Here is a 14,551-nt window from a genome sequence, read left to right as displayed (position 1 = left end):
GGTCCGCGGTAGCGGGTGCCCCGCCGGCGTGCGGCCTAACGCACCGGTTCGGAGGCCAGGCGCACCGCGAGCAGACAGCTGTCGTCCGCCGGGTTGGGGCCGCCGAGACTGGCGGCGATGTGGTCCAGGCAGTCCTCCAGGGCGGCCGTGCCGCACGCCTCGGCCGCGCGCAGCAGGCGGTCGGGACGCCCGCCGGCTCCGTCACGCCGGTTGAACAGGCCGTCCGTCCACAGCAGCACCGTGTCGCCGGACCGCAGCGGCGACACGGTGTCGCGGTAGTCGGGCTCGGCCACCGCACCGAGGACGATTCCGGTCGGCCCGTCGGCCAGGGCGGCGGTGGCGTCGCGGAGGACGGCGGGCTGGGGATGGCCGGCGGCGCTCCAGGTGAGCGTGCGGGCCTCCAGGTCGAGCAGGCCGCACAGCACGCTGGCGATCCGGCGGCTGCCCTGGTGCCAGAGCATCCTGTTGAGCAGGCCGAGCAGCGCGGCCGGGGCCTCCTCGGTGTAGGAGAGGCCGCGCAGGGCGTGCCGGAGTTCGGCCATGCCCACGGCCGCGGCCAGTCCGTGGCCGCTGACGTCGCCGACGGCCAGCAGGACCCGGCCGTCGGGCAGTCGAACGATGTCGTACCAGTCGCCGCCGACCCGGGCGTGCTCCCCGGCGGGCAGGTACCGCGCGGCGTGGTCGAGGCCCGGGGTGGGCAGGTCGGGCTGGCGGGGTGCGGCCATCAGCGCGTCCTGCAGCGCCCGCGTCGTCCGGTGCTCGGCGGCGCCCCGGCGCCGCTGCTCGGCGAGCCTGGCCCGGACTCCGGAGAGGACCTCCTCGGTCCGCCGCCACCGGGTGACGTCCTGGAGCACACCGTGAACGGCTCGCATCCCCTCCCCGGCGGGATCGCCGACCACCTCCGCGGTGGCCCGCAGGGCGCGGGTGGCGCCCGCGAGGCCGGCGTCGAAGTTCAGGGCCGCCGTCCGCTGCCCCGCCAGGAGGCGGCTGGCGATCAGGCGGACGGCCGGGCGGTCGGCAGCGCTGACGCAGTCCAGTGCCTCCACCGGGGTGATCGGGGCCGTGCGACCGGGGTCGAGGCCGAGCAGCCGCAGGGCCTCCTCAGAGAGGTCGAGCCCGGAGCCCGGCGTCCAGGAGAAGCTGCCGAGCCCCGCCATCCGCTGCGCCTCGCCCAACCGGGCCGCGCGCTCCGCGAGGCCGTTGCGCGGGCGCCAGGTGACCAGGACACCGTCCAGGAACGGTACCGCCCGCACGGTCAGGACCTCGGCGGCACCCGTACCCGTGAAGTCCCCCGCCCGGCCCTCGAAACGGGCGCCGGTCGCGGCGACGTCCAGGATCCGGCCGAAGGTGCCGGTGGTGACCAGGCCGGGGAGGACCTCCGTGATGCGTCGGCCGACCGTCGACCCCGTCCCCGCCGCAGCGTTGGCGTACCTCACCCGCAGATCGGTGATCACGCCGTCTCCGCCGCCCTCCCGGACGGCGGAGAGCACCAGGACCGGCTCGAACACGGCGTCCAGCACGTCGCGGAACCAGTGTTCGCCGCCCGGCACCGCGAGCTCCGGCTCACCGCCGTCGAAGGCCGTGACCCGCAGCAGGTGCCCCGCCACCAGGCCGGCCAGCGCCTCGAGGTACCGGGTGGCCGCGCGGGCCCGGTCCGCGGGGACGTCCCAGCCGAGGCTCATCGCGCCGACGATCCGGTCGCCGCGTCGCAGCGGTACGGCGCAGGTGGTCCGGCCCGGGACGATCGGCCGGGCGGCAGCGGGAGGGCCGTCCGGCCCACGGGTGCGCCGTTCCCCGGCTGCGGGCCACTCGGGCCAGGTCTCCCAGACCACGCCGCCGCCGCGCACGGCCTGGACCAGCGGCACACCCGTCTCCGGCGGGACGCGCTGCCACTGACTCACCCGGCGCTGCTCGACCCCGTGGCTGCCGATCAGGGCCACGGCTCCGTCGGGCTCCAGCACGCCGAGCACCACCGCGACGGTGCCGAGCGGAGCCAGCGCGACCTCGTGCAGCAGCCGGGCCAGTTCCTCCGGGGTGTCCGCGGCGGCCAGTGCGGAGGCGGCGAGGTGATAGCGCGCGGCCAGGCCCGGCACGGGAGTGAGACGCGCTGCGCCGGGCGGGGCCGGAACCGGCGGCCCGGCCGCGGTGAGGCCCGGCTCCGCGGGGGGTTCCACGAGCGGGGCATCGTCGTCGTCCGTGGCGTCCGTGATCGGAGCTGCGAGTCCGACCAGACCGGCCGCGATGTCTGCGAGCCGGCGGTTGGAGTCCTGGGAGAGCCGGACGAGGTGGCCGAAGGCCTCGTCCGGCGAGCAGCCCAGCCGCTCGGCGAGCATGCCCTTGGCCTGCTCGATGACGCCGCGGGTGCGCATCGCCCGCCGCAGCCCTACGGCCTCCTCGCGCAGCCGCTCGACGGCCTCCCGCAGCACGGCCGCCTCGTCGCCGCGCGCGGCCCCGTCGGAGATCCGGTCCTCAGGCACAGGCCGCCGCCACATCCGGGTAGAGCCTCAGCACCGCCGACACGCCGCTCAGGTCCAGGACGTCCCGGACCATCGGCGCGGCGCCGGCCAGCCGCAGGTCCCCCTGCCCGGCCCGCGCGCTGCGGGCGGCGGCGAGCAGCGCGTTGAGGCCGGTGGAGTCCACGAACCCGACTGCCGCGAGATCGACGACCACCCGGACGGCGCCACCGGTCACCAGCACGTCCAGCAGTTGCGTGACCTCACGTGCCGCGAAGTCGTCGAGGTCGCCGCTGAGCGGTACCACCGTCCAGCCGTTGACCTCGGGAAAGTCCTTCATCCGGTTGCTCCCGCCGACCGCCTCACCCGGCCCCCTTCCAGGCTAGGGCGTCGGGAGGGGGTGTGGGCGGGTCAACGGGTGCGGGTCAGCCCCCGCCCGGGTCGTCGCGGTCGGCGGGCTCCTCGTCGGCGGGCTCGGCCCGCTGCTCGGCGACCGGGGTTCCGGCCCGGACGGTCTTCACGGTGCCGCCCGGTGGGGCCCGGTGCTCGTCGTGCTGCTCGTCGTGCTGCTCGTCGTGGTGCTCGGGCGGTTCGTCGGGCCGGTGCGGGACGCCGCCGGCGCCGCCCTGGGGCGTGTCGTCCATCGGGTGCCTCCTCACAAGCCGGCCCAGGCCCGGACCTGGGCCGGGTAGCGGGCGCCGTGGCCGACGCCGGGCCAGCGGCGGCCGGGCCGGTGGTGGACCGCGCGCCGCCCGGCGCGCGGGGCCCGGGGGGACGGGTCGGGGCAGGCGGAGCCCGCCGGTTCAGTCCTCGCCGAGGACGGCGTAGGTCTCCGCATCGCCCTGCTCCCTGCTCTCGTCGTCCGGTGCGTCCGCCGGACGGGGGCGGGCGGGTGTGCCGGCCTCCGACCGCTCGTGGGTGCGGGCGCACCCGGTCGGACCGGCCCCGTCGCGCGCGTCCATGGTGGCCACCTCCGAGGGGTTGGGGGCGCCCGGCCGGGCGCCTGGGACCCACCCGGCTACCCGGCGGCGGGGCGGGGAAACGACGGGGGGCGTGAGGGGGAGGGCGCAGCACGCAGGTTTCACCGTGGCCCAGCCGGTTAGCCGCCCCGCGGAGAACCGACGATGCACCCGACGAACCGAGGCCGCCATGACCGCGTTCGGCTACTTCCTGTCCTGCGAGGAGTTCACCCCCGCCGAGCTGGTCGAGCAGGCCCGCCTCGCGGAGCGGGCCGGCTTCACCCGGCTGGCGATCTCCGACCACTTCCACCCGTGGAACGACGCCCAGGGCAACAGCCCCTTCGTCTGGGGGGTGATCGGGGCGTTGTCCCAGGTCACCCGGCTCACCTGCCCGACGGTCCGGCTCCACCCCGCGGTGACGGCGCAGGCCGCCGCGACCGCCGACGTCCAGCTGGCGGGCGGCCTGCGGCTCGGGGTCGGCACCGGGGAGGCCCTCAACGAGCACGTCCTGGGCGACCGGTGGCCGCCGTTCGAGCTGCGGGCGCAGATGCTGGAGGAGGCCGTCGCGGTGATGCGCGAGCTGTTCACCGGTGGAGTCGTCTCCCACCACGGCGTGCACTACACCGTCGAGAACGCCCGCCTGTACACCCCGCCGGAGGCCGGCCGGCTGCCCGTGTACGTGTCGGCGTTCGGTCCGAGGGCGGCCGAGCTGGCGGGGGAGTTCGCGGACGGAATGGTCACCATGAAGCCGGACACCGAGCTGATCAGCCGCTACCGCGCGGCGGGCGGCACCGGGCCCGTGCTCGGCGGAGTGAAGGTGTGCTGGTCGGAGGACCGGGAACGGGCGGTCAAGACCGTCCACCGGCTCTGGCCGAGCGAGCTGCTGCCCGGGGAGCTCGCCCAGGTCCTGCCCACTCCGCAGCACTTCGAGCAGGCCACCGAGCTGGTCACCGAGGAGCAGGTCTCCCGGTCGGTCACCTGCGGCAACGACCCGCAGGAGCACGCCGACCGGCTGCGCGGCTACGTCGACGTCGGTTTCAAGGAGGTCTACGTGGGCCAGATCGGCCCGGAGCAGGAGGGGTTCTTCCACTTCTACCGGGAGCAGGTCCTGCCGCAGCTGGTGTGAGCGGTCCGCCGCCGGCCCGACGATCGGAGGTGCCGTGGAGCGCTACCCGCCGTGGAGCCTGCGTGAGTACGCGCTCCTCGCCGACGGCGAGCGCGGCGCCCTGGTGGGCCCGTGGGGCGAGGTCGCCTGGCTCTGTGCGCCGCGCTGGGACTCCGACCCGGTGTTCGCCGGCCTGATCGGCGGCTCGGGGGTGTACGCGGTGACGCCCGCGGGCCGGTTCGTGCCCGGCGGCTACTACGAGGACGGCGGACTGATCCGCCGCAGCCGGTGGATCACCGGCGACAGCGCGGTGGAGTGCCGCGAGGCGCTGGCCCTGCCGGCCGATCCGCACCGGCTGGTCCTGCTGCGCCGGCTCACCGCCGAGCACGGCCCTGCCCGGCTGCGCCTCCTGCTGGAGCCCGGCACGGGCTTCGGGCCTGGCCGGCCCGGCACACCGCACCGGACGGACGGCGGCTGGACGCTCCGCTCGGGCCGGCTGCGGCTGCGCTGGTCCGGACCGGGGGCGGAGGTTGCCGGGCCGGGCCCCGGCGGGCGGCTCACGGCCGAGGCCGTCCTCGGCCCCGGCGAGCGGCTGGACCTCGTTCTGGAGGTCTCGGACCGCCGCTTCGACGGACCGCCGCCGGAGCCGGAGCGCTCCTGGCGGGCCACCGAGCGCGCCTGGCGCGATGCCGTACCGGACCTCGGACACACCCTGGACCGGCGCGATTCCCGGTTCTCCTACGCCGTGCTGCGCGGACTCACCACCGCGGGGAGCGGCGGCATGGTCGCCGCGGCGACCACCAGCCTGCCCGAGCGGGCCGAGGCCGGCCGCAACTACGACTACCGCTACGTCTGGATCCGCGACCAGTGCCTGGCGGGCCAGGCCGCCGCCGCCTGCGGCGAGCCCGGACTCCTCGACGACGCGGTGCGGTTCACCGCCGCCCGGCTCGACGAGGACGGGCCGGGGCTCGCACCCGCCTACACGGTGAGCGGCGGGCCGCTGCCCGACCAGCACTCCGTCGATCTGCCCGGCTACCCCGGCGGGCACGACCGGGTCGGCAACCGGGTCGCGCGGCAGCGCCAGCTGGACGTGTTCGGCGAGGCCCTGCTGCTGTTCGCGGCGGCCGCCCGGCAGGACCGGCTGGCGCCGGAGGCACGGGCGGCGGTGCGGACCGCCGCCGACGCCGTCGCCCGGCGGTGGCGCGAGCCGGACGCCGGGATCTGGGAGCTCGACGACCAGGTGTGGACGCACAGCCGACTGGCCTGCGCCGCCGGCCTGCGCGCGGTCGCGCACCCGGAGGCGGCCCGACGGGCGGGCGTCCCGGACGGGCTCGCGGGGGCCTGGAGCACGCTGGCGGACCGGCTGGTGGCCCGGACCTCCCGCCACGCCCTGCACCCGTCCGGCCGGTGGCAGCGGTCCACGTCCGACCCCGCGCCCGACGTGGCCCTGCTGCTGCCGTCGCTCCGCGGCTGTCCGCCCGCCGACGACCCGCGCACGGTCGCCACCCTGCGCGCCTGCCGTCGCGAGCTGACGGAAGGGCACTTCGCCTACCGGTTCCGCCACGACGAGCGCCCGCTCGCCGAGGCCGAGGGCGCGTTCGTGCTCTGCGGCTTCCTGATGGCCCTCGCGGAGCACCGGCAGGGCGAGGCCGTCGAGGCGGCCCGCTGGTTCGAGACCACCCGCGGGCTCTGCGGGACGGCGGGGCTCTTCTCCGAGGAGTACGACGTCGCGCAGCGCGAGCAACGGGGCAATCTGCCGCAGGCGTTCGCGCACGCCATGATGCTGGAGTGCGCCGCCCGCCTGGCCCGCCCACCGGGCGCGTGACCGCTAACTCCGGCCGGCGCGGTCCCCGGGCCCGTGCAGCAGGTAGACCGCGAACGCGCGGCCGATCACCGGCTGGGCCACGTTGCGCACCCGGACGCCGCGGGCGGTGAGACCGCGTTCGGTGCCGAGGTGCGCGTGGCCGTGGACGGCGAGGTCGGCGCCCGCCCCGTCGATCGACTCGGCGAGCAGGTAGCTGCCCAGGAAGGGGTAGATCTCGGCGGGCTCGCCGCCCAGCGTGTCCGGTACCGGTGCGTAGTGGGTCAGGGCGATCCGCAGGTCGCAGGCGTCCGCCGCCAGCTGGACCAGCGCGGCCCGCAGGCCCTCCGCGCAGCTGCGGGTGTGCCGGACGAAGGCCTTCATCTCGGGCTCGCCGAACTCGCCGCCGCTGCGGCCGGCGAACCCGCCGCCGAAGCCCTTGGTGCCGGCGACCCCGACCAGGAGCCCGTCGGCACGCACGGTGGTCGAGGTGCCCTCCAGCACCCGCACCCCGTGGGCGGACAGGATCCGGGCGACCTCCTCCGGGCGGCCGGCGTCGTAGTCGTGGTTGCCGAGGACGGCGATCACCGGGACGGACAGGCCGCGCACCTCCTCCCCCACCACGGCGGCCTCCTCGGGAGTGCCGTGCCGGGTGAGGTCGCCGGCCAGCAGCAGCAGGTCGGCCCGGTCCGCCAGGGTGGCGAAGGCGGGCCGGAGCAGCCCCCGGCTGTCCGGGCCCAGATGGATGTCCCCGACCGCGGCCGCCCGGATCACGGCAGATCCTCGGCCCCGGACGGGGGCCGGCCGTCGGCCAGGGCGATATCGGTGTGGACCACCAGGCCCGCCAACTCCTCGGCTACGATGCGCTCGACGGCCGCCCGGCGCTGCTCGCTCGGCACGGTGCCGGACACGGTGGCGTGGGAGCCGTGGAGTTCGATCCGCAGGCCGAGCTCGCCGACCTCGTCGTCGGCGAGGCGCTCGCGCAGGTGGGCGAGCCGGTATTCGGCGTCGTCGACGGCGGTCATGGGCCGGCCTCCTCGGGTTCGATCACCTGGAGCCGTTCCAGGAGGTAGAGGAAGGCGGCGGCCATCGGCGCGTCGCCCCGCTCCGCGCGGACCCGCCGCCAGTCGATCTTCTCCCGCAGCGGCCGCGCCACCGGGAGCACCGCCCCGAAGTCGCAGTGGTGCTCGGAGAAGGCCGCGAGCAGGCTGCTGACCAGGTCGGTGGCGGCGAGCACCGGCATGTGCACCGAGTCCACCGGTAGCACCTCGGCGCGCTCCAGGAGCTCGGAGGTGACCGGCCGCTTGGCGAGTTCGAGGATGAGGTCGACGTCCTGGCCCAGACAGCGGGCCTTGATCAGCCAGTCCTCGGGCGGGAGGAACACCTGGAGCCCGGCCTCCCGCAGGGTCCGGGTGACGGCGTCGGCGTCCTCCCGGCGGATGCAGAAGTCGGCGTCGTGCTGGAGCCGGACGACGGCGCCGTGCGCGTACGCGGCGACCCCGCCGGCCAGGGCGAACGGGTGGTCCTTGGCCTTCAGCAACGAGCCGATCCGCTTGGCCGCCTCCAGGATCGCCTGCGCCCGGTCGGGCGGCAGCCGGTCGACGGACACCCCGGGCGACCAGTCGTCCGCCTCGTCGAACAGCAGGGGCGGTTCGGCGTGCTCGGCACGCCGGTCCATCGCGGCCTTCGGGCCCATGGCTCCCTCCTCGGTGGAGCGTCCGCTGGAACGCTCCGGCGGGTACCCGGGCGACCGGGGTTCACGCGGCGTCCGGACCCCTCGGCCCGTTCCGCTCCCGGACCGGCGGCCGCTCCCGGACCGGCTGCCGGTCCCGGGACCGCGGACGGTCCCCGACGGGCGGCCGTGGCCGGCGGCACGGTCAGCCGGGCCTGCCGAGCAGGCTCCCGTCGAGTTCGGCCAGCAGCTCGGCGGTGTCGCGGTGGACCTCGGCGGCGCCGGAGCCGAGGAGTTCCGCGGCGGCGAAGCCACCGGTCTCCACGGCGACGCACGGTACCTCGGCCCGGCCGGCGGCGGCGACGTCCCAGACCGTGTCCCCGACGAAGACGGCGTGCCGGGGCCCGCTCTCCGCCCGCTCCAGCGCGGCCACGACCAGGTCCGGGGCGGGCTTGGTGGCGGCCACGTCGTCGGCGGTGGTGACGGCCGCGATCACCTCGTCGGCGCCGAGCGCGTGCCGCAGCACGGTGAGCTCCCGCTCCGAGGCGGAGCTGGCCAGGACGATCCGCCAGCCGCGCCCGGCGCAGGCGCGCAGCAGCTCGGGGGCACCGGGCAGCGGCCTGACCACCGGCCAGTGACGGGCGTAGAGGGCGTCGTGGGCGGCGGTGATGGCCTCGTCGGCGTCGCGGTCGCGCTGTTCGCCGAGCAGGTGGTCGAGCAGCTGGTCGGCACCCATGCCGACGGCCCGGTGGACGCGGGCGGCCGGCACCGCCCGGTCGTACTGCCGCAGCGCCTCCCACCAGGCCAGGGTGTGCAGGTAGGTGGTGTCGAGCAGGGTGCCGTCGACGTCGAACAGGGCTGCTGCGGTGGTCGTCATGGCTCGTCCTTTCAAGCGACGCGGTACTCGGCGGCCCGTACCGGGGCCAGCCGGAGCCCGTGGCCGGGGGTGCCGTCGGCACCGGGGGTGACGGTGCCGCCGGCGGGGTCGAGGGTGCCGTCGAAGAGCAGCCGTTCGACCCGGACGTGGTCGTGGAACCACTCCAGGTGACGGCAGTTGGGGACGGCCGCGGCGGCGTGGGCGTGCAGGTGGGGGGCGCAGTGCGCGGAGACGTCCAGGCCGTGGGCCTCGGCGAGGGCGGCGGTGCGCAGCCAGCCGGTGAGCCCGCCACAGCGGGTGGCGTCGGCCTGGAGGCAGTCGACGCAGGGCGCCATGCGGGCGAAGTAGGCGAGGTCGTAGCCGTACTCCCCCGCGGTGACGTCAGGGGCGACGGCGTCGCGGACGGACCGCAGGCCGGCGAGGTCGTCGGAGGAGACCGGCTCCTCGAACCAGGTGACGCCCGCGCCGGTGAGCGCGGCGGCGATCCGGACGGCCTGTTTGCGCCGGTAGGCGCCGTTGGCGTCGGTGTACAGCTCGACGCGGTCTCCGACGGCGGCCCGGGCGGCGCTGACCCGCCGCAGGTCCCGCCGCTCGCGGGTGCCGCGGTCCTCGCCGATCTTGATCTTGACCCGGGGGATGCCCTGCTCCTCCGTCCAGTGACGCAGCTGGGACTCCTGCCGGCCGGCGGAGTAGGTGGTGAAGCCGCCGCTGCCGTAGACCCGGACCGGCCGGGCCGCGCCGCCGAGCAGCCGGGCGAGCGGCAGGCCGAGCAGGTGGCCGCGGAGGTCCCAGAGGGCCAGGTCGACGGCCGAGATGGCGCCCGCGACCAGGCCGGGGCGGCCGGTGTTGCGCACCGCCCGGCTCATCGCCTCCTGGGCACCGCTGGTGTCGTGCGGGTCGCGGCCGGTGACCACCGGGGCGAGCTCCTGGCCGATCACGGCGGCGGTGGCGGGTGCGCCGTACGTCCAGCCGAGGCCGGTGTGGGGGCCGCTGACGGCCTCGGCGAGGACCAGCGTGGTGCGGTCCCAGGCGAGCGTGCCGTCCGCCTCCGGGGTGTCGGTGGGGACGGTGTAGACGCGCACGGCGATCCGCTCGACGGCGCCCCCGGCGGTGCTCACGACGGCGTTCACGGCGGTGCTCGCAGCCCGGAGCGGGCACCGGCGGCGAGCAGGCTGGCGGCCCGGTCGACCAGCGCCATGATGGTGAGGGCGGGGTTGGCGCTGCCCTGGGTGGGAAGCACGCTGCCGTCGGTGATCAGCAGGTTGGGCACGGCGAAGGTGCGCAAGCGGTGGTCGACGACCCCGCCGAGGTGGTCCGCGGCCATCCGGCAGCCACCGACGAGGTGGGCGTAGCGGTCGATGGTGATGACCTCGCTCGCCCCCGCCGCGCGCAGGATGTCCTCCATGACCGTGCGGGCGGCCCGGATCAGCAGCCGGTCGTTCTCGCACTGGGAGAAGCTGAACTCGGCGACGGGCAGCCCGCGCCGGTCGGTTTCGGCGGCGAGGGTGACCCGGTTGTCGGGCTGGGGCAGCAGCTCGGCGATCGCGCCGAGGGTGGCCCAGTGCACGTAGTCGGAGAGGTAGGCGCGCAGGTCGGCGCCCCAGTGGCCCTGGGCCACGACGTGCTCGGCCCAGGTGATGGGCATCGGCGAGATGTTCTGGATGGTGAAGCCCCGCCGGTAGGGCCGGTCCGCGCCGGTCTCGTAGTACTGCTCGGTGGAGGCTTCGGGCGGCGGGGCCTTGTAGGCGCGGATCTCCTCCTCGAAGCGGCCGGAGGTCTGCGGCGCGCCCTGCACCATGACGTAGCGTCCGACCAGGTCGTGGTCGTTGCAGAGCCCTTCGGGGAAGCGCGGACAGGCGGAGTTGAGGAGCAGGCGCGGGGTCTCGATGGCGTAGCCGGCGACGGCCACCGTGCGGGCCCGCTGGAGGTGCTCGCGACCGTGGAAGAAGTAGCGGACGCCGCGGGCCAGGCCGTCGGGGTCGAGTTCGACGGCGGCGGCCATGCAGTCGGGACGGATCTCGGCGCCGTGCGCGAGGGCGTCCGGGACGTGGGTGATCAGCGGCGAGGCCTTGGCGTTGACCTTGCAGCCCTGGAGGCAGAAGCCCCGGTAGATGCAGTGCGGGCGGCGGCCGAAGCGGCCGTTGGTGATGGCGACCGGGCCGACCCGGGCCTCGATCCCGAGCGCGGCGGCGCCGCGCAGGAAGACCTCGCCGTTGCCGCCGACGGGGTGCGGCGGGTGCGGGTAGGGGTGCGGCTCCCCCCAGGGCCAGTACTGGCCGGCGACGGGGAGTTCGTACTCCAGGCGCCGGTAGGAGTCGCGCAGGTCGGCGTAGTCGAGCGGCCAGTCGGCGCCGACGCCGTCGAGCGTGCGGGTGCGGAAGTCGGAGGGGTGGAAGCGGGGCGCGTACCCGGCGAAGTGGACCATCGAACCGCCCACGCCGCGACCGGAGTTGTTGGAGCCGAGCGGGACGGGATCGCTGCCGGAGATGACCCTGGGCTCGGTCCAGTAGAGGTGGTGGGAGCCGGCTTCGTCGCTGACCCAGTCGGTGAGCGGGTCCCAGAACGGCCCGGCCTCCAGGACGACGACGCTCCAGCCGCGGCGGGCCATCCGCTGGGCCAGGGTGGCGCCGCCGGCGCCGCAGCCGACGATCAGCAGGTCGACCTCGTCGGAGTCGCGGTGGCGGCGCATGTCGCGGAGCAGGGCGTGGTCGAAGCCGTGGCCGTCGCGGGGCAGCAGCCAGGCGGAGGCGTTGGTGCGGCGGACCTCGCGCTCGGCGGCGGCGTTGGCGCGCACGGTCTCGGCGGCTGCGCGCACCCGGGAGTGCCGGCCCGGGTCGGTGGCGGGGGGCGGCGTTCGCGGCGGCCGGGGGTCGGGCGGCCTGGGCGGGTGGGAACGGGCGTCGGCGACCTCCCAGGGTTCGCGCTGGCCGGCGCCGAGACGCAGGTAGCCGCGCGGATGGGCGGGGCCGCCGAAGCCGATCTCGTTCCAGGCGGTGGGGTGGCTGTAGTAGGCGGTGCAGGCGTAGCGGGTCCACAGGCTCCAGACGTGCCGGGCGGGCATGCCGTGCCAGCGTTCGCCGGACAGCTCCTGCACGCGCCCCACCAGCGCGCGCTGCTGGACTTCGCCGAGCGCGGCGAACGGACCGTCCGCGTCCTCGTCCAGGGCCCGCAGGGTGCGCCGCCAGGCCTCGTCGTCCTCCGGCAGGTCGGCGTAGTGCCAGCCGTCGGTCTGCCGCTCGGCGAGCCGGGCGTCGATCATCGCCAGCAACGGTGGGTCCGGGTGGTCCAGCAGCAGGTCCAGCAGGGCGTGGGCGGTGGCCTCCTCGGCCGGCGTGAAGAAGCGCAGCGGCGGCTGCGGGCCGCCGGTCCGGGCGAACACGACGGCGGCCGTCTCGTGGTCCCAGTGCCGCGCCTGCCCGAGCACGTCGTAGCCGGGGAACCGCGGCCGGTCCTCAGGCATCGCGGGACTCCCGGCGCAGGACGGCGGCCACCAGGCCCATCCCCCCGACCATGCTCATCAGCAGCGGCGCGAACAGCGGCGGCCCCATCTCGACGTTGTAGCGGGCCATCGACCAGCCGCCGGGCTTCTCGGCGATCCCGCGGACGTGCAGGTAGGTGCCCTGCAGTCCGTTGGCGGTGATGGCGGCGGAGGCGACGGGCAGCAGGGTGCGGGCCGCGCGCGGGCTGAGCGCGCCGCCGACGCCGGCGGCCGCCCCGACCGGCCCGAGCCACACCGGCCACCACATCACCCGGTTGCCGAAGCCGGCCCGGTCGTGCTCCAGGTAGATCTCGGCGGCGGTGACCAGCGAGCCCGCGGCCGTGGCCAGGGCGAGCGCGCGCTGGAAGCGGCCGGTGCGCACGTTGCGCAGGGCGAGCTCAATGATGCCCATGCCGGCCTCCGAAGGAGGGCAGCAGCTCCTGCAGCTTGGCCCGGAAGCCCTGGCGGACCATCGCGGTGCTGTCGCTGTCCCCGCGGAGCACGGACTCGGCGGCGGCCCGGATCTGGTCCCAGGTGGCGTGCGGGGGAATCGGCGGCACGGCCGGGTCGGTGCGCAGCTCCAGCAGGAACGGCCGGTCGGCGGTGAGGGCCTGCTGCCAGCCGTCGGGCACCTGGCCGGGCTCGACCGCCCGCTCGGCGGCGAGCCCGAGCGACCGTGCGAAGCCGGCGTAGTCGACGTCCGGCAGTTCCTGCGAGGGCAGGAAGCTCGGTGCGCCCTCCATGGCCCGCATCTCCCAGGTGACCTGGTTGAGGTCGCGGTTGTTGAGCACCGCCACCACCAGGCGCGGGTCCTGCCACTCCTGCCAGTACTTGGCGATGGTGATCAGCTCGGCGAGGCCGTTCATCTGCATGGCGCCGTCCCCGACCAGGGCGATCGCGGGGCGGTCCGGGTGGGCGAACTTGGCGCCGATCGCGTACGGCACGCCGGGGCCCATGGTGGCGAGGGTGCCGGAGAGCGAGCCGCGCATCCGCCCGCGGAAGCGCAGGTGGCGGGCGTACCAGTTGGCGGCGGAGCCGGAGTCCGCGGTGACCATGGCGTCGTCGGGCAGCAGGTGGTCCAGGGCGTGGACCGCGAACTCGGGGTTGACCGGGTCGGCGTCGACCTCGGCCCGCCGCGCCATCACCTCCCACCAGCGTTCGGTGTTGTCGCAGACGGTGCGCTGCCAGTCGCGGTCCTCCTTGCGGACGAGCAGCGGCAACAGTGCGTCGAGCGTGCGGGCGGCGTCGCCCACGAGGTTGACCTCGTAGGGGTAGCGCAGCCCGACCATGAACGGGTCGAGGTCGATCTGCACACCCCTGGCCTGCTCGAATTCGGGCAGGAACTGGGTGTAGGGGAAGCTGGAGCCGATGGTCAGCAGGGTGTCGCAGTCGCGCATGAGCTCGTAGGAGGGCCGGGTGCCGAGCAGGCCGATCGCGCCGGTGACGTAGGGCAGGGTGTCGGGCAGCGCATCCTTGCCGAGCAGGGCCTTGGCGACGCCTGCGCCGAGCAGTTCGGCGGTCCGCTCGACCTGAGGTCGGGCGTGCCGGGCGCCCTGGCCGACCAGCATGGCGACCTTGCGGCCGGCGTTGAGCACCTCGGCAGCGCGCCGCAGCTCGCCGTCCTCGGGGACGACGGTCCAGCGCGGGTTGCCCAGGCTGGAGGGCACCATCTTGAAGGCGTGCTCCGGCGGGCTGTAGTCGAGTTCCTGGACGTCCGCGGGCACGATGACGGCCGTCACCGTGCGCCGGGCCGCCGCGGTGCGCATCGCCCGGTCCAGGACGTTGGGCAGTTGCTCGGGCACGGTCACCATCTGGCAGTACTCGGCGGCGACGTCCTTGAACAGGCTCAGCAGGTCCACCTCCTGCTGGTAGGAACCGCCCATCGCGCTGCGGTCCGTCTGCCCGACCAGGGCGACCACCGGCACGTGGTCGAGCTTGGCGTCGTAGAGCCCGTTGAGCAGGTGGATCGCCCCCGGCCCCGAGGTCGCCACGCAGACCCCGGTGCGGCCGGAGAACTTGGCGTAGCCGACGGCCTCGAACGCGGCCATCTCCTCGTGCCGGGCCTGGACGAACACCGGGTGGGTGTCGGCCCGGCCCCAGGCCGTGAGCAGGCCGTTGATGCCGTCGCCGGGGTAGCCGAAGACGTGGTCGACGCCCCAGGCGCGCAGCCGTTCCAGGATGTGGTCGGAAACCTTCGGGGTCACGG

14 protein-coding genes are annotated in these 14,551 nt (G+C 75.8%); 2 read left to right on the top strand and 12 right to left on the bottom strand.

All coding sequences use genetic code 11. The features are described from left to right. Positions 1 to 35 precede the first annotated feature (35 nt). The 4 genes from MCM47_RS07715 to MCM47_RS07700 form a co-directional block, all read right to left on the bottom strand. The gene (locus tag MCM47_RS07715; protein ID WP_238859736.1) at positions 36 to 2,477 is read right to left on the bottom strand and encodes a SpoIIE family protein phosphatase; all 2,442 of its coding nucleotides are present in this window, start codon (positions 2,475 to 2,477) and stop codon (positions 36 to 38) included. Further along, positions 2,470 to 2,793: an STAS domain-containing protein gene (locus tag MCM47_RS07710; RefSeq protein WP_238859734.1), complete on the bottom strand. Its 324-nt coding sequence runs from the start codon at positions 2,791 to 2,793 to the stop codon at positions 2,470 to 2,472. The genes MCM47_RS07715 and MCM47_RS07710 overlap by 8 nt, the downstream gene beginning before the upstream one ends. An 85-nt stretch (positions 2,794 to 2,878) precedes the next feature. Continuing rightward, entirely contained in the window at positions 2,879 to 3,097 is a 219-nt protein-coding gene (locus MCM47_RS07705) for a hypothetical protein (RefSeq protein WP_238859732.1), read from the bottom strand. Positions 3,098 to 3,256: 159 nt separating this feature from the next. Then, complete coding sequence (locus MCM47_RS07700) at positions 3,257 to 3,415, bottom strand: hypothetical protein (RefSeq protein WP_238859730.1); 159 nt, start codon at positions 3,413 to 3,415, stop codon at positions 3,257 to 3,259. Between the two features lie 187 nt (positions 3,416 to 3,602). On the opposite strand from MCM47_RS07700, the gene MCM47_RS07695 reads away from it, so the two are divergent. Further along, entirely contained in the window at positions 3,603 to 4,538 is a 936-nt protein-coding gene (locus MCM47_RS07695) for a TIGR03557 family F420-dependent LLM class oxidoreductase (protein ID WP_238859729.1), read from the top strand. Positions 4,539 to 4,572: 34 nt separating this feature from the next. Next, on the top strand, positions 4,573 to 6,342 hold the full coding sequence (locus MCM47_RS07690; RefSeq protein WP_238859728.1) for a glycoside hydrolase family 15 protein: 1,770 nt from the start codon (positions 4,573 to 4,575) through the stop codon (positions 6,340 to 6,342). A 3-nt stretch (positions 6,343 to 6,345) separates the two neighbouring features. On the opposite strand, the gene MCM47_RS07685 is transcribed toward MCM47_RS07690, so the two are convergent. The 8 genes from MCM47_RS07685 to MCM47_RS07650 all read right to left on the bottom strand — a co-directional run bounded on the left by MCM47_RS07685 (position 6,346) and on the right by MCM47_RS07650 (position 14,549). After that, on the bottom strand, positions 6,346 to 7,092 hold the full coding sequence (locus tag MCM47_RS07685) for a metallophosphoesterase (RefSeq protein ID WP_238859727.1): 747 nt from the start codon (positions 7,090 to 7,092) through the stop codon (positions 6,346 to 6,348). Beyond that, positions 7,089 to 7,343, bottom strand: a complete 255-nt coding sequence (locus MCM47_RS07680; protein WP_238859726.1) for a hypothetical protein — start codon at positions 7,341 to 7,343, stop codon at positions 7,089 to 7,091. The genes MCM47_RS07685 and MCM47_RS07680 overlap by 4 nt, the downstream gene beginning before the upstream one ends. After that, entirely contained in the window at positions 7,340 to 8,014 is a 675-nt protein-coding gene (locus tag MCM47_RS07675; RefSeq protein ID WP_238859725.1) for a nucleotidyltransferase family protein, read from the bottom strand. The genes MCM47_RS07680 and MCM47_RS07675 overlap by 4 nt, the downstream gene beginning before the upstream one ends. A 181-nt stretch (positions 8,015 to 8,195) precedes the next feature. Further along, entirely contained in the window at positions 8,196 to 8,867 is a 672-nt protein-coding gene (locus MCM47_RS07670) for an HAD family hydrolase (protein WP_238859724.1), read from the bottom strand. An 11-nt stretch (positions 8,868 to 8,878) separates the two neighbouring features. Next, on the bottom strand, positions 8,879 to 9,997 hold the full coding sequence (locus MCM47_RS07665) for an enolase C-terminal domain-like protein (protein WP_238859723.1): 1,119 nt from the start codon (positions 9,995 to 9,997) through the stop codon (positions 8,879 to 8,881). Continuing rightward, positions 9,994 to 12,327 (bottom strand): GMC family oxidoreductase, encoded by a 2,334-nt coding sequence (locus MCM47_RS07660; RefSeq protein WP_238859721.1) that lies wholly within the window; start codon positions 12,325 to 12,327, stop codon positions 9,994 to 9,996. The genes MCM47_RS07665 and MCM47_RS07660 overlap by 4 nt, the downstream gene beginning before the upstream one ends. After that, complete coding sequence (locus MCM47_RS07655; protein ID WP_238859719.1) at positions 12,320 to 12,757, bottom strand: hypothetical protein; 438 nt, start codon at positions 12,755 to 12,757, stop codon at positions 12,320 to 12,322. The genes MCM47_RS07660 and MCM47_RS07655 overlap by 8 nt, the downstream gene beginning before the upstream one ends. Next, on the bottom strand, positions 12,744 to 14,549 hold the full coding sequence (locus MCM47_RS07650; protein WP_238859717.1) for a thiamine pyrophosphate-requiring protein: 1,806 nt from the start codon (positions 14,547 to 14,549) through the stop codon (positions 12,744 to 12,746). Before MCM47_RS07650 ends, MCM47_RS07655 begins: the two co-directional genes overlap by 14 nt. Positions 14,550 to 14,551 lie beyond the last annotated feature (2 nt).

Origin of the sequence: Kitasatospora sp. A2-31 (genome assembly GCF_022288725.1) — a bacterium.
Taxonomy (GTDB): Bacteria; Actinomycetota; Actinomycetes; order Streptomycetales; family Streptomycetaceae; genus Kitasatospora.
This window is presented reverse-complemented; position numbering and strand designations above follow the sequence as displayed.